The 18,087-nt window shown below is 63.3% G+C and carries 20 protein-coding genes; 10 read left to right on the forward strand and 10 right to left on the reverse strand.

Annotated features, from left to right (window positions below):
* Nucleotides 1–98: 98 nt before the first annotated feature.
* Nucleotides 99–350, reverse strand: a complete 252-nt coding sequence (locus tag LMTR21_RS07850) for a hypothetical protein (protein WP_065754907.1) — start codon at nucleotides 348–350, stop codon at nucleotides 99–101.
* A gap of 262 nt (nucleotides 351–612) precedes the next feature.
* A complete protein-coding gene (locus LMTR21_RS07855) occupies nucleotides 613–867 on the reverse strand; it encodes a hypothetical protein (protein ID WP_065754908.1) in 255 nt (84 codons plus the stop codon).
* Between the two features lie 171 nt (nucleotides 868–1,038).
* On the opposite strand from LMTR21_RS07855, the gene LMTR21_RS07860 reads away from it, so the two are divergent.
* Complete coding sequence (locus LMTR21_RS07860; protein ID WP_065754909.1) at nucleotides 1,039–1,584, forward strand: DUF2380 domain-containing protein; 546 nt, start codon at nucleotides 1,039–1,041, stop codon at nucleotides 1,582–1,584.
* A 109-nt stretch (nucleotides 1,585–1,693) separates the two neighbouring features.
* On the opposite strand, the gene LMTR21_RS07865 is transcribed toward LMTR21_RS07860, so the two are convergent.
* Together LMTR21_RS07865 and LMTR21_RS07870 are read right to left on the reverse strand one after the other, a co-directional pair.
* On the reverse strand, nucleotides 1,694–2,386 hold the full coding sequence (locus tag LMTR21_RS07865; protein WP_065754910.1) for a glutathione S-transferase family protein: 693 nt from the start codon (nucleotides 2,384–2,386) through the stop codon (nucleotides 1,694–1,696).
* Between the two features lie 3 nt (nucleotides 2,387–2,389).
* Complete coding sequence (locus tag LMTR21_RS07870) at nucleotides 2,390–2,779, reverse strand: RidA family protein (protein ID WP_065754911.1); 390 nt, start codon at nucleotides 2,777–2,779, stop codon at nucleotides 2,390–2,392.
* Nucleotides 2,780–3,158: 379 nt separating this feature from the next.
* Between LMTR21_RS07870 and LMTR21_RS07875 the strand changes: the two genes are divergently transcribed.
* Nucleotides 3,159–3,599 (forward strand): hypothetical protein, encoded by a 441-nt coding sequence (locus tag LMTR21_RS07875; protein WP_148635941.1) that lies wholly within the window; start codon nucleotides 3,159–3,161, stop codon nucleotides 3,597–3,599.
* 118 nt (nucleotides 3,600–3,717) lie between these two features.
* Nucleotides 3,718–4,263, forward strand: coding sequence for an HD domain-containing protein (locus tag LMTR21_RS07880; protein WP_065754912.1), 546 nt, complete (start codon nucleotides 3,718–3,720; stop codon nucleotides 4,261–4,263).
* A 3-nt stretch (nucleotides 4,264–4,266) separates the two neighbouring features.
* On the opposite strand, the gene LMTR21_RS07885 is transcribed toward LMTR21_RS07880, so the two are convergent.
* Together LMTR21_RS07885 and LMTR21_RS07890 are read right to left on the reverse strand one after the other, a co-directional pair.
* Nucleotides 4,267–4,770: a DUF1993 domain-containing protein gene (locus tag LMTR21_RS07885; RefSeq protein ID WP_065754913.1), complete on the reverse strand. Its 504-nt coding sequence runs from the start codon at nucleotides 4,768–4,770 to the stop codon at nucleotides 4,267–4,269.
* 229 nt (nucleotides 4,771–4,999) lie between these two features.
* Nucleotides 5,000–6,340, reverse strand: a complete 1,341-nt coding sequence (locus LMTR21_RS07890; protein ID WP_065754914.1) for a lytic murein transglycosylase — start codon at nucleotides 6,338–6,340, stop codon at nucleotides 5,000–5,002.
* Between the two features lie 362 nt (nucleotides 6,341–6,702).
* Here LMTR21_RS07890 and LMTR21_RS07895 point away from each other — a divergent pair, with 362 nt between their 5' ends.
* The 5 genes from LMTR21_RS07895 (at nucleotide 6,703) to LMTR21_RS07915 (ending at nucleotide 11,630) form a co-directional block, all read left to right on the forward strand.
* On the forward strand, nucleotides 6,703–7,572 hold the full coding sequence (locus LMTR21_RS07895) for an FAD binding domain-containing protein (RefSeq protein ID WP_065754915.1): 870 nt from the start codon (nucleotides 6,703–6,705) through the stop codon (nucleotides 7,570–7,572).
* 4 nt (nucleotides 7,573–7,576) lie between these two features.
* Entirely contained in the window at nucleotides 7,577–8,053 is a 477-nt protein-coding gene (locus LMTR21_RS07900; protein WP_065754916.1) for a (2Fe-2S)-binding protein, read from the forward strand.
* Nucleotides 8,054–8,068: 15 nt separating this feature from the next.
* Nucleotides 8,069–10,342 (forward strand): xanthine dehydrogenase family protein molybdopterin-binding subunit, encoded by a 2,274-nt coding sequence (locus LMTR21_RS07905; protein ID WP_065754917.1) that lies wholly within the window; start codon nucleotides 8,069–8,071, stop codon nucleotides 10,340–10,342.
* A gap of 160 nt (nucleotides 10,343–10,502) precedes the next feature.
* Entirely contained in the window at nucleotides 10,503–11,075 is a 573-nt protein-coding gene (locus LMTR21_RS07910; protein WP_065754923.1) for a DinB family protein, read from the forward strand.
* 141 nt (nucleotides 11,076–11,216) lie between these two features.
* The gene (locus tag LMTR21_RS07915) at nucleotides 11,217–11,630 is read left to right on the forward strand and encodes a VOC family protein (protein WP_065754924.1); all 414 of its coding nucleotides are present in this window, start codon (nucleotides 11,217–11,219) and stop codon (nucleotides 11,628–11,630) included.
* Nucleotides 11,631–11,758: 128 nt separating this feature from the next.
* On the opposite strand, the gene LMTR21_RS07920 is transcribed toward LMTR21_RS07915, so the two are convergent.
* The 4 genes from LMTR21_RS07920 to LMTR21_RS07935 all read right to left on the reverse strand — a co-directional run bounded on the left by LMTR21_RS07920 (nucleotide 11,759) and on the right by LMTR21_RS07935 (nucleotide 16,276).
* The gene (locus LMTR21_RS07920; RefSeq protein ID WP_141688070.1) at nucleotides 11,759–12,040 is read right to left on the reverse strand and encodes a hypothetical protein; all 282 of its coding nucleotides are present in this window, start codon (nucleotides 12,038–12,040) and stop codon (nucleotides 11,759–11,761) included.
* Nucleotides 12,041–12,304: 264 nt separating this feature from the next.
* Nucleotides 12,305–12,559, reverse strand: coding sequence for a hypothetical protein (locus LMTR21_RS07925; protein WP_065750575.1), 255 nt, complete (start codon nucleotides 12,557–12,559; stop codon nucleotides 12,305–12,307).
* Between the two features lie 728 nt (nucleotides 12,560–13,287).
* Nucleotides 13,288–14,286, reverse strand: coding sequence for an IS110 family RNA-guided transposase (locus LMTR21_RS07930; protein WP_084030388.1), 999 nt, complete (start codon nucleotides 14,284–14,286; stop codon nucleotides 13,288–13,290).
* A gap of 544 nt (nucleotides 14,287–14,830) precedes the next feature.
* Nucleotides 14,831–16,276, reverse strand: a complete 1,446-nt coding sequence (locus LMTR21_RS07935) for a helix-turn-helix domain-containing protein (protein WP_065751444.1) — start codon at nucleotides 16,274–16,276, stop codon at nucleotides 14,831–14,833.
* Between LMTR21_RS07935 and LMTR21_RS07940 the strand changes: the two genes are divergently transcribed.
* Together LMTR21_RS07940 and LMTR21_RS07945 are read left to right on the forward strand one after the other, a co-directional pair.
* Nucleotides 16,275–16,517, forward strand: a complete 243-nt coding sequence (locus tag LMTR21_RS07940) for a hypothetical protein (RefSeq protein WP_141688164.1) — start codon at nucleotides 16,275–16,277, stop codon at nucleotides 16,515–16,517. The genes LMTR21_RS07935 and LMTR21_RS07940 overlap by 2 nt on opposite strands.
* The gene (locus tag LMTR21_RS07945) at nucleotides 16,456–18,087 is read left to right on the forward strand and encodes an isocitrate lyase (protein WP_065751445.1); all 1,632 of its coding nucleotides are present in this window, start codon (nucleotides 16,456–16,458) and stop codon (nucleotides 18,085–18,087) included. Before LMTR21_RS07940 ends, LMTR21_RS07945 begins: the two co-directional genes overlap by 62 nt.

An 18,087-nucleotide genomic window follows, 5' to 3' on the forward strand; every position in this document is an offset into this window, starting at 1 on the left:
GGTTTCGTAGGGTGGGCAAAGCGCAGCGTGCCCACCATCGCAAAAAGAAAGGTGGGCACGGCGCTCACGCGCCTTTGCCCACCCTACGCAACTCGCACTTACAGCTTGCAGGTGCCCTTCTTGAGCATGCCGTCCTTCACCGCAAGCGCGGCGACAAATGTCGGGACCGGCTTGCTGACGGTCTTGTAGTTCGACGGGGTCGGCTTGGTCGGAATGCTCTGGTCCCAGACCTGGCAGACGCCGGTGCCTTCCCAGCGGATCAGATGAAAGGCGGCTTCGGCGGGGCTGGTCGCGACGAGCGCAGTGAAGGCAAGGCCGGCGGTGGCAGCAAGGGCGGTCAATCGAAGCATGGGAAAAATACTCCTGTCTTGGAAAATGCGTCGCCGCGCTTCCCGCAACGAATGTGAGGAAGCGGCTCCCAGCCGGGGATGACCGGGCATCCCTTTGTTGTAAATGATACGTGATTGGTTCAATGCGGCTTGCGAAAAAGGCCGGCGATTAATCCTCTCGCCGGCCTTTTCCCGTAGCCCCATGAGTGAAAGCGACATGCGGGAAAGCTCGAATTCGTGAATCCCGGATATCGCGTTCGCTCATCCGGGCTACGAAAGCAGATCAGAACGCGCAGGTGCCGTTGCGCAGCAAACCATCCTTGAACGCCAGCGCGTGGCTGAAGGTCGGCACGTCAGAGCCGACGATCACGGTGTAATTGCCGGGATAGGGCGCGGTCGGGATGCTCTGGTCCCAGATCTGGCAGAAGCCGGTGTCCTGCCAGCGGATCAGATGGTACGAGGCCTCGGCCGGGCTCGACGCGGCAAGTGCGGTGAAACCAATCGCGGCAACGGCGCAAAGGCCAAAAATACGACGCATCTTCAATCTCCTGTTTGAGTCACGGGGCATTGGCCCGGCTACCCGAGTGAGTTGCGGGCCGCGCGAGAAGGTTCAAAGCTCGATGCGCGGTGGGTTAGCGAAATCCTTAACCCCTGTTATGGTCGAACCGCGGGGCGGCGGGGCAGCGTTCTGATGGTGAGGATACGAAGCATGATGCAGACGATCATCCCGCGGCGTTTCTTTCTCCGGCGTTACCGCGCCGGCCATGTGCTGACGATGCTGTGCGCGCTGGCTGCCTTGTCGTTTGCAGGCGGATCGTCCGCCGCCGCGCCGATCGCGGTGGCGGTGGCGGATTTCGATTACTTCGACACGTCCGGAGAGGTCGTGGACCAGAGCGCGGAGCATCGCGCCCGCGTCGCGTCGTTTGCAAAAATGCTGCGCGACAATCTGGCGGCGCAGGGCGATTATCGCGTGGTGACGATCGAATGCCGCGATCATCCCTGCACCGCCACCAGCATGTCGCAGGACGTGTTCATCGCCGCCGCGCGCAAGGCCGGCGCGCGGCTCGTGGTCTATGGCGGCATCCGCAAGATGAGCACGCTGGTGCAATGGGGCGAAATCCAGCTGCTCGATCTCGAAGCCGAGAAACTGCTGATGCGACGAACCGTGACGTTCCGCGGCGACAACGATGCCGCCTATCGCCACGCCGCCGATTTCGTCAGCGATGCGCTGAAAGAAACCATGCCGAAGCCGTAAACGATCGTAGGGTTGGTTAGCCGAAGGCGTAACCCGCCACGGTCTCTCCGCGTGGAAGGACGGCGGATTACGCTGTCGCCAATCCGCCCTGCACGATCCGACGAAACCTTCAGCGGCTGATCGCCGCGTGGATGGCTTCGCAATGGCGCACGAGATTGGAATGGGCCGTGACGAAAGCTTTCAGCGGCGTCGGGATCGGGAAGAAGTGAATGTTGGCGATGAAGCCGTAGATGCCGGCATCGATGCTGGTCGGCTTCGCGCCATGCGCATAGCCGTCTGCAGGGACGAGATCGGCCAACACCTGCAGATCAGCCAGCCCGCGCGCGTAGGCCTGATCGGGCGCATAACGGCCGATGCCCTGGAAATAATAGCGCTGGGCGTTGTATTCTCTGGCCTTGTTCATGCCGGCTTCGTCGATCTGCGAATGTTGCGCCATGAAGCTGTCGCGAAACGCGGGAAAATAGCGGTCGTCCTTCCAGCGCGAATACGACATCACCCAGTAGAGATCGTCCAGCATCCGCGTGACGAGATGGTCGGCGATGCGTTGGGCGGGCGTGAGATCGGCATCGATGGTCAGGCCATACTTGCCGACGAGATGGGCGATGATGGTCTCGCTGTCGCCGATAGTCTCGCCGTCGTCGACGATGTAGGGCAATTGCCCGCGCGGCGCGGGCGAGGCGTCGAAGATGTGTTCATGGACGAAGGGGACGCCTGCGAGTTTGAGGAAGGCGTAAACCTTCAACCCGTAGCCGTTATTGTCGGCGACGCCGAACAGCTCGGGGTAGGAGTAGAGGGTCAGCATCGATTACCGTCCGGAAATCTGTGCGACGCATTCGATCTCGATCAGCATCTTCGGATCGGGCAGCGCCTGCACCACGCAGGTGGTGCGGGCCGGGTAGGGCGCGGGTCCGAAGGCGGATGCATACAGCACGTTCATGGCGGCGACGTCGGAGGCGCGCGTCAGCAGCACGTTGACCTTGACGAGATCGCGAAACGTCGCGCCCGCTTCATCCAGGATACGCTTGATGTTGGCGACGACGAAGCCGAACTGCGCCTCGAAACCATCGGCCAGCGCGCCCTTGTCGTCAAAGCCCGGAATGCCCGAGACGAACAGCAGGTCGCCAACCCGCGTGGCGAAGGAGAGCGGCGGAGACTTGATGCCGGCCGGCGGCGCAAAATGCTGGATCGGAGCCATGAGACACCTTTGTGAGCGGTTCGGTGCCTTTCAGCCTAACGCGCCGCTGCCTCGCTGGAAAGGCAGCGGCGCTGCGCCATTCGACCCGCCGATAGCTCTGGAAAGGTACGATGCGATACGATCGCAGGAAGAAATTGCCGGGTGGATTACTAGCGCAAGATGATCGCGGCAAAGGTAATGCAGTTCACAGGCGCTACGATTATCATGCGCCAGCACCGAAATCTTTCGCACGGGACCGGCAGATTTTGATGAAATTGTGTCGCGCCTGCGTCCCTGTGCGGGCCATCAATGCGCTTTCCGGATTACCTCGATCGAGTACAATCGGCCGGTCACGACTCAATCGGCGCCGCAGGCCGCCAATTCCCTGGAGAAAATATCCATGAAGATGCCATCCGCCCTCCGTGCCGCCGTGCTCGCGCTTGCGGCCTTCGCGGGCGTTACGTTGTCCGCCGCCGCGCGAGCCGATGAAGGTTTCGTGCAGCTCACGATCTACAAGGCGGGCTGGGTGATCGGCGGTTCCGGCGGCAGCGGCGTGCTGGATTTCCGCGGGCGGCGATACGGACTTTCGACCGGCGGCCTCGACTACGGTTTTGTGTTCGGCGGCTCGAAGACGATCCTGCGCGGTCGCGTCAGCAACATCTGGCGCGCCTCCGACGTCGCCGGCGTCTACGGCGCCGCCGGCGCGGGCATCGCAGTCGGCCGCGGCGCACGCGCGATCGTGCTCACCAACCAGAAGGGCGCGGTGCTTGAATTGACCGGGCATCAGGTCGGGTTGATGGCGAATGCCGATCTTTCCGGCCTCGCGATCACGATGCGGTAGGATTCGTAGGGTGGGCAAAGGCGCGAAGCGCCGTGCCCACCAGTCCGCACGCTGAACAAGATGGTGGGCACGCTTCGCTTTGCCCACCCTACGATGCTGTCGCTTCGGGAGCGAACCAATGAACCGCGAAGAATTGATCGCCGCCTACACCGCACCCGGCCGCCACTACCACAACCTCGCACATATCGAAGACTGCCTCGCTGCACTCGCCCGCGTCGATAATCTTTCCACGCGCGACCGCGAAATCCTGTCCGAGGCGATCTGGTGGCACGATGTCGTTTACGACGCGACGCGATCGGACAATGAAGAGCTCAGCGCGCAACTCGCCGAGCAGCACGTCCGCGCCGACATCAGCCAGGAAGTCGGCCGCCTGATCCGCCTGACCAAGACGCACGACGTCCAGCCGGGCGATCGCCTCGGCGCGATCCTGATCTCGATCGATCTCAGCATTCTGGGGGCGGAGCCCGCGCGCTACGACGCTTACGCCGCCGCGATCCGGCCGGAATTCATCCATGTACCGGAGCCTGATTACCGTGCCGGCCGCGCCCGCGTGCTCAGCCAGTTCGCCGCGCGGCCGGTGATCTTTCCCGACGCAGCCTTTGCCGCGCGATATGACGGCCAGGCCCGCAAAAACCTCGCGCGCGAACTGGCGTCGTTGCGCTGACGATTACTTCACGCCGAGAAAATCCCGCTTGCCGATTTCGACGCCGTTGTGGCGCAGGATGCCGTGCGCGGTGGCGGCGTGAAAGTAGAAATTCGGGAAGGCGAAGTTGACGAGATATTGCTGGCCCTTCAGCGTCCGCGTGTTGTTCGGGCCGACGGGGAAGGTCACCTCGCGCGTGTCGCCGCCGTCGAACTGCGCCGGCTTGAACGATTTGATGTAGTCGGTCGCTTTCGCAATCCGCTGCTGCAATTCCTCAAAGCTCTTTTCAGTGTCCGGCGTCGTCGGCACTTCGCTGCCGGTAAGACGCGCGCAGGTCTTCACGGCGAAGTCGCAGGCCGTCTGCACCTGCCGCGTCAGCGGATACATGTCCGGATAAAGCCGCGCATTGAGCAGCACTTCGGGCTGGATGTCCTTCGCCTTGCAATGCGCTTCCGCCTTCTGAAGCAGTCCGGAAAGGCCGCCGAGGATTTGCAGGAAGGCGGGCACGGTTAAGTCGTGGAAAGACATGCGATGCTCTTTTCGTGAAATGGAATAACGCCTCAAGAGGATGAGGTGTTTTGCGAGATGGGAGGCTCGCGGGAAAATTCAACGCTTGCAGAGCATCGAACGCGATCAATTATTCTCTCCCTGCCATCGCCCGGCTTGACCGGGCGACCCAGTATTCCAGGGCCGTTGCGATTGAGCCGAGAGGCCGCGGTGTACTGGATTCCCCGCCTTCGCGGGGAATGACAGAGACCTATCGCGCCGCGGGCATCGCCAAGCCGGCCGGCTGCGCCTGTGCACTTGGCCCGCGCATCCGTGCCAGCAATTCCGCGGTCGGCCAGGAATCCGCCGGCAGGCCGTACTTGATCTGCATTGCCTTCACCGCCGTGCGGCTCAACTGTCCCATGATGCCGTCGACCTTGCCGACATTGAAGCCGGCGCGCACCAGGAGCTGTTGCATCTCCTTCAGCTCGTTGAGCGGCAATTGCGCCACCGGTACGGCGGGCTGCCGCATCGGCGGCGCGCCGGCGATGCGGCTGGCGAGATAGGCCGCGGTGGTCGAATAGATCAGCGAGTTGTTCCACTCGGTGTAGGCGGCGAAATTCGCATACGCCAGAAACGCCGGTCCGGTGCGGCCCATCGGTATCAGCAGCGAGGCGGGCAGATCGTCGTTCGGCAGCGGCCTGCCGTCGGGATAGGTGACGCCGAGCTGCGCGAATTTGGCGCGCGGCAGTTTGGTGGTGAGGTCGGCCTGCTCCCACGGAAAATTTTGCGGCGCGCGGACTTCCTGCAGCCACGGCTCGCCGCGCCGCCATTTCAATCCGGTGGCGATGTAGTTTGCGGTCGAGCCGATCACGTCGGGCGCGCTGCGCAGGAGGTTGCGATGGCCGTCGCCGTCATAGTCCACCGCATAGGTGAAATAATGCGTCGGCAGAAATTGCGTCTGCCCGAGCTCGCCGGCCCATGCGCCGATCATCTCGCTCGCAGCGAGGTCGCCGCGGTCGACGATCTTGAGCGCCGCGATGGTCTCCTTCTGGAACATCTCCGAGCGGCGGCAGTCATAGGCCAGCGACACCAGCGAGCGCAGCGTCGACAGATTGCCGAGCTCGGCGCCAAAACTGCTCTCCAGCCCCCAGAACGCGGCGATCACCGCCGGCGGCACGCCATACTCCTTCTCGGCACGGTTGAACGCCGCCGCATGCATCCGGATTCGCGCCTGCGCATTTTTCGCCGCGCCATCGGACGCCCGGTTTCGTGAGAATTCGTTGAATACCTGGCCGAACACGCGCTGGCCGCGGTCGCGATTGACGATGCCCTGGTCGTAGACGAGGTAGGGCGCGGCTTCGGCCAACGCGCGCTGCGACACGCCCTCCGCGGCGGCCTGCTGCTTCAGGTCGGCGAGGAAGCGGTCGAACGACAGGCCGTTGTGGCAGGAAGCCGCGCGGGGTGTGCGCGGAGCGGCGGCGGGTGGTTGTTGACCGGGTGCGGCCACAGGCCTCGGCGCGGGGCGCGGGCCGGGAGCCGGTTGGGCGATGGCGAGGGAGGGAAGGAGCAGGGACGCCGCGGCTGCAACGAGAAATCTGACATGCGGCATCAATGTCACCCCCGGGACCGTCGTGAATCCGAAGCAAGTCTTAGACCGGCGGGCAGGATTAGCCAACAGGCCGACCTTGTAGCCCACATGAGCGTAGCGATATGCGGGGTCGGTGGTCCCGCATATCGCTAACGCTCATGCGAGCTACGGCTCCCTGCAAATTTCACAATGTCGGAGGATCGATCGCCGCCTCGGAGCAATCGGCCGCGCAAGGCCGCCTTGCGCATAGGAGCCTGCCGTAACAACCTGATCTCGCAGGCTGTTCCAACCGCGTTTCCCCGTGTAGGCTTGCCGTCTGCCCGACTTTGAAGGTGAGCCGACAATCACCGGGGCGGGCGGAACGAGGGAGATGGCGGAAGACCATGACGGAACTCCGATACCTGGCGCCTGATACGCTTGATGAAGCGATCGGCGCATTTGCCAAAGCCGGCAGCGCCGCGCGCATCCTGGCCGGCGGCACCGATCTTCTGGTGCAGATGCGATCCGGCGTGCTCAAGCCCGGCGTGATCGTCGACATCAAGAAAATTCCTGAAATGACCGCGATCGAGCAGACCGCCGATGGCGGCTTTCGCATCGGCGCCGCCGTCTCGGGCATGGCGCTCGCCGAGCACGGAAAATTCGGCAAGATCTGGCCCGGCGTGCTGGAGGCCGTCAACCTGATCGGTTCCAAGCAGGTGCAGGGCAGGGCGTCTGCGGGCGGCAATCTCTGCAACGGCTCGCCCGCCGGCGACAGCGTGCCCGCGATGGTCGCCGCCGGCGCGGTCGTCACCGTGCAGGGCCCGAACGGTCGCCGCGAAATGAAGGTCGAAGATGTGCCGGCCGGTCCCGGCCGCACCAATCTGAAGCCCGGCGAGATCCTGGTCAGTTTTGCGCTGCCGCCGCGGCCACCCGGATCGAGTGATGCTTATCTGCGCATGATCCCGCGCACCGAAATGGACATCGCCGTCGTCGGCGTCGGCGTCAGTCTCACGATCAAGGACGGTACGGTTACATCAGCCCGCGTCGGCCTCGGCGCGGTGGCACCGACGGTGCTCTTGGTCGAAGACGCTGCCAAGGCGCTGATCGGCTCAAAACTCGATGACGCCGCGCTCGCCAAGGCCGCCGCTGCATGCTCCGCCGCCTGCCGTCCGATCGACGACAAGCGCGGCACCATCGCCTATCGCACCAAGGTGGCCGGCGTGCTGCTCAAGCGCACCGCAGGGATCGCCGCCCAACGCGCTCAAGGAAAATAACTCAATGGCCAAAGTTCACGTTACCACCACGATCAACGGCGAGCCGATGGAATTCCTCTGCGAGCCATCAGACACCATGCTCGACGCGCTGCGCGGCACCCTGAACCTCACCGGCTCCAAGGAAGGCTGCGCCTCCGGCGATTGCGGCGCCTGCTCGATCACGCTCGACGATCGTCTCGTCTGTTCCTGCCTGATGCTCGCGGTCGAATCCGAGGGGCACGAGATCCGCACCATCGAGGGCATGGCGCAGGGCGACAAGCTCCATCCGCTCCAGCAGAAGTTTCTCGAAATGGCCGCGCTTCAATGCGGCATCTGCACCTCGGGCATGCTGGTCGCCTCCGATGCGCTGTTGAAAAAGAACCCGGACCCGAGCGAGGAGGAAGTCCGCTTCTGGCTTGCCGGCAACCTCTGCCGGTGCACCGGCTATGACAAGATCGTCCGCGCGGTGATGGAAACCGCCGCCGAAATGCGCGCCCAATAAAGCTGGAGCCAGCCAATGAATCTCGTCACCAACAACAAGTGGATCGGCCAGCGCACCATTCGTCCTGATGGCATGGACAAGGTCACCGGCCGCGCGCAGTTCGCCGCCGACACCACCATGCCAGGCATGATCTGGGGCAAGGTCTTGCGCAGCCCGCATCCGCATGCGCGCATCAGATCGATCAACACGGCCAAAGCGGAGGCGCTGCCCGGCGTCAAAGCCGTCGTCACCTCGAAGGACATCGTCGATTTCCCGATCGAGAAGGGCGCGGTGATGCTCGGCATCCAGGACATGCGCTGGATGTGCCGCAACGTGATGGCGCGCGACAAGGCGCTGTTTCCCGGCCATCCCGTGGCAGCCGTGGCCGCGACTACGGAAGCGATCGCCGCCGAAGCCTGCAAGCTGATCGAGGTCGATTACGAGGTGCTGCCGTGGTCGATCGAGATCGACGACGCGCTCAAACCGGATGCAGCGATCCTGCACGAGTTCAACAAGTTCGACGGCAAGCCTTCGAATATCGCCGGCCGCCTCGAGCACAAGAAGGGCGACATCGCAGAAGGCTTCAAGAAGGCCGATGTCATCATCGAGCGCACCTTCACCACGCGCCCGGTGCACCAGGGCTATATCGAGCCGCATGCCTGCCTGATCTCGGTCGCGCCCGACGGCAAGACCACGATCTGGAGCTCCAGCCAGGGCCAGTTCATGGTGCGCGCGATGACGTCGATGCTGACGGGCATCCCGCAGAGCGACATCCGCGCCATCCCCGCCGAGATCGGCGGCGGCTTTGGCGGCAAGACCATCGTCTATCTCGAACCGCTCGCGACGCTGCTCGCAAAAAAATCCGGCCGCCCCGTGAAGATGGTGATGACGCGCGAGGAAGTGATGCGCGCGACGGGGCCCACCTCCGGCTCGAAGAGCACGGTGAAGATCGGCGCCACCAAGGACGGCAAGATAACAGCCGCGCACGGCACCTTCTATCTGCAGGCCGGCGCCTTTCCGGGCTCGCCGATCCGCGGCGCCGCCGGCTGCAGCTTCACGCCCTACGACATTCCGAACCTGCTCTCGGAAGGCTTTGACGTCTGCTCCAACCGCTCCAAGGTCGCGGCCTATCGCGCGCCGGGCGCGCCGATCGGCGCTTACGCCGTCGAATGCGTATTGGACGAAGTCGCAGAACGCCTGAAGATGGACCCGCTCGACTTCCGCCTGAAGAACGCGGCCAGGGAAGGAACTAAAGCCGCGCACGGCCCGGTCTTCCCGCGCATCGGTTATGTCGAGACCGTGGAAGCGGCGAAAGCTTCGCCGCACTATGCCGCACCGCTCGGCGACGGACAGGGCAAGCTCAGGGGCAGAGGTGTCGCCTCCGGCTTCTGGTTCAACGCCGGCGGTGAATCCTCCGCGCAAGTCAACATCACCGAGGACGGCAACGTCGTCGTCACCACGGGGCACCCCGACATCGGCGGCTCGCGCGCCGGCATCGCCAACATCTGTGCTGAGTTGCTCGGCATCGACTACCGCCGCGTCTCCGTCATCATCGGCGATACGCAAACCGTCGGCTTCTCCAACCTCACCGGCGGCAGCCGTGTGCTGTTCGCGTCGTCCATGGTGGTGACGCAGTCGACCGAAAAGATCATCCAGACGCTGCGCGAACGCGCCGCAAAGATCTGGGAGATCGACCCCGAAGCGGTGAAGTGGGAGGACGGCGCGGCGCACCCCGTGAGTCCGAACGCCGGCCAGTTCGAGCCGCTGACGCTGCAACAGCTCGCCGAGAAGGCCCCGGCGATGGGCGGTCCGATCGGCGCCGGCGTGCAGCTCAACACGCAGGGCGCGGACGGCGGCTTCGGCACGCATGTCTGCGACGTCGAGATCGACGTAGATCTCGGGATTGCGCGCGTGATCCGCTACACCGCCGTGCAGGATGTCGGCCGCGCCATCCACCCCGGCTATGTCGAGGGCCAGCTTCAGGGCGGCGTCGCGCAAGGCATCGGCTGGGCCTTGAACGAGGAATACATCTATACGAAGGAAGGCAAGGTCGATAATCCCGGTTTCCTCGACTACCGCATGCCGGTCTGCTCGGATCTGCCGATGCTCGACTGCATCATGGTCGAAATCCCGAACCCGAAGCATCCGCAAGGTGTGAAAGGCGTCGGCGAAGTGCCGCTGGTGCCCGTGATGGCCGCGGTGGCGAACGCGATCTACAACGCGCTGGGAAAACGCTTCTACGCCCTGCCGATGTCGCCGCCGAAGGTGCTGGAGGTGTTGGAGGCTCCGACGCAACAGGCGGCGGAGTAGAGAGCACGCAACGCTATCGCCGAGCTGTCATTGCGAGCGCAGCGAAGCAATCCATGTTGCCGCAAGTGGAGATATGGATTGCTTCGTCGCTTCGCTCCTCGCAATGACGGTGGAGACCATGCTCATGCGGGCTACCGGGCTGGGAACGGAGCCGACGCCAATGAACGATGTCCTTCCCTTCCGCACCATGGCCTACAACAATGCCTGGGCAAACCACCGGCTGCTCACGGCCTGTCTCGGGCTGTCGCCGGATGAATTCACCGCGAAGCGAACCGGCTTCTTTCCGAGCCTGCGCGCCACGCTCAACCACATCCTGATTATCGATCACTTCTACGTCGATGCGATGGAAGGCGGCACGCTCGGCCCCGCAGCCTTTGCGAACGACGAGCCGTGTGCGACGGTTGCCGCGCTGAAGGACGCGCAGGCCGCAGTCGATCGGCGCTTGCTCAAGGTCGTCGAAGCGCTCGATGGCGCCGGACTGCAGCGCATCGTCTCCGTGCATCGGGAAACCTCGATCCAGCGCGAGCGGATGGACCGCCTGCTGCTGCATCTGTTCCAGCATCAGGTGCACCATCGCGGCCAGGCTCACAGTATGCTGAGCGGAACGTCGGTCAGCCCGCCGCAACTCGACGAGTTTTTTTCGGTCGGTGAAGCGCCGTTGCGGGCGGTTGAGTTTGCGGAGCTCGGGTGGACGGAGGAGAGGATCTGGGGCGGGGCGAATGGTCGAGCTTGAGTATTCGTAGCCCGGATGAGCCAACGGGTCGCGCGAACGCGCGCTCGATGATAAACTCCGCGATATCCGGAACCTTTATTGCACAGCTTCCTACATGTCGCCTGCGCTCATGCGAGCTGCCCGCCGAACGTGAAGACCATCGTGACCGATCAGAACCCACCCGCCACTTCACCCTTCCAATCCATCCACGCCATCGACTACACCGTCATCTTCGTGCGCGACATGGCGGCGATGCGCCGGTTCTATGAAGACATCCTTCGCTTTCCGCTGACGCGCGAATTGTCGGCGGGATGGTTCGAGTATCAGATCGGCGGCAACACGCTCGCGCTGGCGCGGCCGAGCCGGACCGCGAAGGATGCGCCCACGCCCAAGGGGAGCGCTTCGCTGCAGCTTGCGTTCAAGGTTGCCGCTGAGGACGTCGATCGCTGTGCCGATGAACTGGTGCGGCACGGCGTCGATCTGCTCGAGCCACCGAAGGATCAGAGCTTCGGTCACCGCACGCTGTTTTTCCGCGACCCGGACGGAAACCTGCTGGAGGTGTATGCGGAGATTTAGCGCGTTGTCCTCGCCGTCATGCCCGGGCTTGTCCCGGGCATCCACGTCTTACTTTCTTCGTGGGATAAAGACGTGGATGGCCGGGACAAGCCCGGCCATGACGAGCGTAGCCAGAACCGCCGTGCGCCCTAATTCAGCGTCAGCCACACCAGGTTGCAGTCGCTGTGGCAGGTGTTGCAGCGCGCCGGCTGATTGAAGGTGTTGGCGAGTTGCCATTCCTGCGCTTCGTTGCTCCATTGCGCGGTGGCGTGGCAGATGATGTCGTCGGAACCGCAGGCGGCGCAGACCGGCGTGGCGCGGGCCGTGCGATTGATGACCTTCGGCTCGACCGGTTGCGGCTGCGGCCGGTCCGGCGCGATACGGTCCTGGACGATTTCGAACGGGTTCATCAGCTTGACGCGTCGCAACATCGGTCCTGCATCCATTCTCGCGAGTCTTAGATTCGCACCTTTCAAACTAGCGAATCGGCTTGGCCGTTCCATCGCAAAATTGCGGAATACCCACGTTTTAAATGTGATCGTCACCAGCGGGACACAGAAGCGGCCTCCCGGTGAGGGGAAGCGGTATATTGATGCATTGCACTCCGCCAACGAGCGGCCTGTCGAAAGACCGAACCTGCGGACATGCGCACGCGAAACGGCCCGGCATCGCTGCCGGGCCGCGCTGCCCAAGAACTAGTACTTCTTTTTCGTTGCCATGCCGGTCGTGGTCTGTTGACCCGGTGCACTTCCCGAATGGCCCTTGGCCTTCGCCGATTTCTTCTGGTGTCCCGGCGCGTATTCCGAAGCACCCGGCGCGGTCGATGTCTTGGCCTTCTGCATCTTCTGTCCCGGGGCGTAGTCGGAAGAGCCCGGGGACTTCGTGCCCGTCTGCGCAAACGCCGCGGTGGCGAGCAGCACGGTCGAAACGGTAATCAATGTCTTCAGCATTGGTCCCTCCTGTTGCAGGTGACCAAGCAAACGTTCTGCCCGCGGCGGTGTTCCGCTTTTTCCCGATCGTATCGCGAGGCTTAATGCAGATGAACAGTCCTTCATCTTCCGCGATCTCGCGACGGCGTGGGTAGTCACGCGGCGGAGTGTCTTGGGGCGGATTAGCGCAGCGTAATCCGCCAGCGACGCAGTTGAGCGGCGGGTTACGCTGCGCCAACCCGCCCTACGGCCGTTGCGCCAAAACGAAAAGTTTCTCAATCCTTTCAAGCTGATTTGCCCTGTCCAGTCGTACGCGAAAAAAGAAACTCCTTCGCGCGAGACCCAAATCAGTCCTAGAACTCCCGACATCCCGGCCCGCAAGAGGGGCGTATCGCGATCGTCACGAACGTTGGGCCGGGCTGCGATGGACGCGACAGCGCCCGACGCGCGATCAGGAATCGCAGGGCGGGTTTTCCCGTGAGCGATGCCGGCGCGTCAGACGAAGGCGGTGTGGCGTACGGCAAAACCGTGTGGTCCTGGCACCCGTGGCTGGTGTCAAGCCGGCGGAGATGCGTTCGATCCGACCGGATCGCCCGCATCGCCAATTCGCCGGCGACGGAGGCCAGAGGAATTCGGCTCCGGGGAGCAACTGTGTTGATGTAGCCCTGTGATCGGCTGGCCTCAAGGCTGGCGCTACGCGCCACCGCCTCCGGCGGCTGACGGCCTTGACCCCATCCGCTCACCGGTCTTTAGGCTGGGCATGCGCTCGGCGGAAGCCGAGCGGGGTCGCTCACTTTGTAGCGGTTGGCGTCCCATTTTTGGCGTCGCGCGATCATGGTGTTGAGGATGACGATGAGCTTGCGCATACAGGCGGTGAGCGCAACCTTCGGCTCCTTTCCCTTGGCGATCAGGCGGTCATAGAACGCCTTGAGCACGGGGTTGTGCTGGGTCGCAGCTCCCATGCAAGGCATGTAGAAGAGGTTGCGGGCCTTTCGGCGTCCGCCCTTGATGTGGCGGTTGCCCCGCCGTTGGCCACTATCGTCATCGTAAGGTGCTACCCCCAACAAGGCCGCGACGATATTGTCGTTCACCTGGCCCAGTTCCGGCATCGTCGCGATCAGTCCGGCGGAAGTGATCTTGCCAAGTCCCGGCACGCTCTCGATGATCTCGGCGAGCTCGGCAAAATGCGGTGTCGCTTTGACCTGGGCTGCGATCGCAGTATCGAGCTTGGCGACTTCGACGGCAATCTTCTTCAAGAGCCGCGCCTGCATTTTCTGCACGACGTCCGGCACGGAATGCTCGCCACTGTTTTTCAAGCTAGTCTGTAGATCGAGCAGTCCTTGGCGTGCATTGACGATCTTGACCAACCTCTCGCGTGCCGCGTCGTAGGCTTGGCCCGGTGCTTCGGTGAAGGTCTCGGCGAACCAGGCGATCATCTCCGCATCGATCGGATCGTTCTTGGCGAGGCGTCCGGCCGAGCGGGCGAAGCTGCGCACCCGCTTCGGGTCGACGATCCGGACTTCGATGCGGGCCTCGCGCAGCGCCTTGGCCCAGTCCTGCTCATAACCGCCGGAAGCCTCCATGGCTGCCTTGCCGCCCCTGTGTTTGCGAAGCCAGCGGATCAGGGCGCGCTGCCCCTCCGCGGTACTTGGGAACGTCTGCCATTGAGACAGCGAGCGAATGCACGCATCCACCTTGTCCTTGGCCACATCAATACCGACGACAACGACCTCATCTTGTGCCATCATCCACTCCCTTCCTTGCTCGGTTCGGGCTCGAAGCCCGTGCAACTGTTCGGGTTGAGGAAGACCACCGGATCTGTCCCTCGCTCCCCGACAGGCTCTCGGCCTTTGAGCACGAACGGGATCAGATCCAGCGACGGGCGGTTGGTCAGAACCGCCCGTTCGCACATTCTGGCAGATTTTGCGGACACAAGAGCGCGGCATAAGCCGTAAAGCCATTGCGCAGGGAAGGCCGGTTGTTTCGGCTGATACCTGTATGCTCGTGTGCGTTTTCTTTTACGCATGTTGCACACGAGACCGCGGGTGCCAGCCAGCACCCGGCCTTCCCTGCACCCTCTGATTTCATGGGGGCTGAAACAAGAGCAAAGCTCGGGCGCATCGCGCCGCGGGAATGTGAGCGCATATCTATCCGTCGTCCCCGCGAACGCGGGGACCCATAACCACAAATGTTCATGTTCTGCGACGCCGTGGCTACAGCGCCCTCACAACATCCGCCGGTGGCTATGGGTCCCCGCGTTCGCGGGGACGACGGGATGAGAGAGCGCGGCCCTCACAACTCCCGGGCATTGGAAAACGCGAACGACGACACGCGCCGCGTGTTCTCGTCCAAAATCAGCGTCCGCGTGATCGGCGGCTCGGCGCGCTGGCTGCAGTTTTCGCGTTCGCACAGCCGGCAGTTGACGCCGATCGGCGTGCCCTCGGCCTTCTCCAGATCCATCCCCGCGGCATAGACGAGCTTCGACGCATGACGGATTTCGCACCCCAGACCGATCGCAAAGCGCGGCTGCGGCTGCGGGTGCGGCGCGATCGGGCGGCGCACCATCTGCGCGATCGAGAAGTAGCGCGTGCCGTCGGGCAGCTCGATCACCTGCTTGAGCAGGCGGTCCGGCGTGTCGAAGGTCGAATGCACGTTCCACAATGGGCATGTGCCGCCGAATTTCGAGAACGGAAACGTGCCGGAGGAAAACCGCTTGGAGACGTTGCCGGCATTATCGACGCGGAGCAGGAAGAACGGCACGCCGCGCGCGTTCGGCCGCTGCAGCGTGGTCAGGCGGTGGCAGACCTGCTCGAAGCCGGCATTGAAGCGCTGCGCCAGCACATGCACGTCGTAGTTCAGCGTTTCCGCCGCACTGTGGAACGGCTGGTAGGGCATCATCACGGCGGCGGCGAAGTAATTCGCCAGCGTAATGCGGTAGAGCCGCCGCGGCGTGTCGTCGAGCGGGCCGGCGCGGTTGACGATGGCGTCGATGGCAGCGCTGCATTCGGCCAGCCCGATCTGCAGCGCGAGCTGGAAGGCGCGGCCAGAGCCATCGACAAGTTCGGAGATCAGAAGCTGCCGGCGGTGGCGGTCGAACCGCCGCAGCGTCTCGCGCATCACGTCGACCGGCATGATGCGGGTGACGATCGAATGCTTTTCGCGCAAGCGCGCCGCCAGCGCGGCGAACAGCTCCTCGGCGGAGACATTCAGTTCGTCGCGCAGATTTTCCGCGACCTGTTCGAGCTCGGGAAAATAATTGCGGTTGGCCTCGATCAGGTCGCGCACGCGCTCGATCGGATTGGCCTCGAACCGCGCGCCCTCGTCGCGGTCGGCCATCTGCGCCGCGACCAGCGTCTCGCCGCGGCGGGCCTCGGTATAGGCCGCATAGAGGCGCTGCAGGGAGTGGGTGACGCCGGGGCAGAGTTCCGCGAGGTCACGCAGCTCCTGTTTCGGCAGGTCGATCTGGCGGAACAGCGGATCGGAGAAGATCTCGTTCAGCTCGGCAAAGAACCGGTCCTCGTCGGCGGTGGCGAGATCGCGCAGATCGAGATCATAGGTTTCGGCCAGCCGGAGCAGAATCTGCGCCGTCACCGGGCGCTGGTTCCGCTCGATCAGGTTGATGTAGCTCGGCGAAATGCCCAGGCCTTCGGCGATCTGGGTCTGCGACAGGCCGAGTTGCTGGCGAATCCGCCGGAAACGGGGGCCGACAAAGAGCTTCTTTCCGGAGTCGGTGGCCATGGCAGGTTCCCTGACCTTGATTGTGACAAAATTTACAAAATTACATCTATTACAAGTTCAGATGTTACATGACATCACCATTCAAAATCAAGAAGTCTATACGGAAAAAGGTTTTTGGCGTTTAGCTCTCGGTACGTTTCGCAATGCACTGTCAAGAATGTCGATTGAAGGAACAGCACATGAACTACCAGCCACGTGGCATCAGCACCCAGGGACCGGCTTCCTATCTCAGCGAGATTGAAGCTGCTCAAGCGCTCCTCAAGACCAAGCCGACCTGGAACGGCGTCACCGCCGAGGCCGTGGCGCGCATGCGTCTGCAGAACCGCTTCAAGACCGGCCTGGACATCGCCCGCTACACCGCGGCGCTGATGCGCGCCGATATGGCGGCCTATGACGCCGACCCCACCAAGTACACCCAGTCGCTTGGCTGCTGGCACGGCTTCATCGCGCAGCAGAAGCTGATCTCGGTCAAGAAGCACTTCGGCGGCAGGACCGATCGCCGCTATCTGTATCTGTCCGGCTGGATGATCGCGGCGCTGCGCTCCGAGTTCGGACCGCTGCCTGACCAGTCGATGCACGAGAAGACCTCGGTGCCGGCGCTGATCGAAGAGCTCTACACCTTCCTGCGTCAGGCGGACTCCCGTGAGCTCAACGATATCTTCCGCGCCATCGACGTCGCCCGCAAGGAAGGCGACAAGGCGAAGGAAAAGGCGCTGATCGAAAAGGTCGACAACTTCCAGACCCATGTCGTGCCCGTCATCGCCGACATCGACGCCGGCTTCGGCAACGCGGAGGCGACCTACCTGCTCGCCAAGAAGATGATCGAAGCGGGCGCCTGCGCCCTGCAGATCGAGAACCAGGTTTCCGACGAAAAGCAGTGCGGTCACCAGGACGGCAAGGTGACGGTGCCGCACGAGGTGTTCCTGGCGAAGATCCGCGCCTGCCGCCATGCCTTCCTTGAATTGGGCATCGAAGACGGCGTCGTCGTGACCCGCACCGACTCGCTCGGCGCCGGCCTCACGCAGCAGATCGCCGTCAGCCACAAGCCCGGCGACATCGGCGACCAGTACAACAGCTTCCTGGATTGCGAGGAAATGACGCCGGCCAATGCCCGGAACGGTGATGTCATCATCAACCGCGACGGCAAGATGATGCGTCCGAAGCGGCTTGCCAGCAACCTCTACCAGTTCCGTGCCGGCACCGGCGAAGATCGTTGCGTGCTCGACAGCATCACCTCGCTGCAGAACGGCGCCGACCTGCTGTGGATCGAGACCGAGAAGCCGCATATCGAGCAGATCGCCAAGATGGTCGACCGCATCCGCAAGGTCGTTCCGAACGCGAAGCTGGCCTACAACAACTCGCCGTCGTTCAACTGGACGATCAACTTCCGTTGGCAGGTGTACGACGCGATGAAGGAAGCCGGCAAGGATGTCAGCATGTACAACCGCGCCGAGCTGATGAAGCCGGAATACGACGATACGCCGCTTGGCATCGAAGCCGACGAGCGCATCCGCACCTTCCAGGCCGATTCAGCCAAGCGTGCCGGCATCTTCCATCACCTGATCACGTTGCCGACCTATCACACGGCAGCTCTGTCGACGGACAATCTCGCGAAGGAGTATTTCGGCGAGCAGGGCATGCTGGGCTATGTGAAGAACGTTCAGCGCGCCGAGATCCGTCAGGGTATCGCCTGCGCCAAGCATCAGAACATGGCCGGCTCCGATATCGGCGACGAGCACAAGGAATATTTCGCCGGTGAAGCCGCGCTCAAGGCGGGCGGCGCTCACAACACGATGAACCAGTTCGGCTAA

Origin of the sequence: Bradyrhizobium paxllaeri, assembly GCF_001693515.2 — a bacterium.
In the GTDB taxonomy this organism is placed as follows: Bacteria; Pseudomonadota; Alphaproteobacteria; order Rhizobiales; family Xanthobacteraceae; genus Bradyrhizobium; species Bradyrhizobium paxllaeri.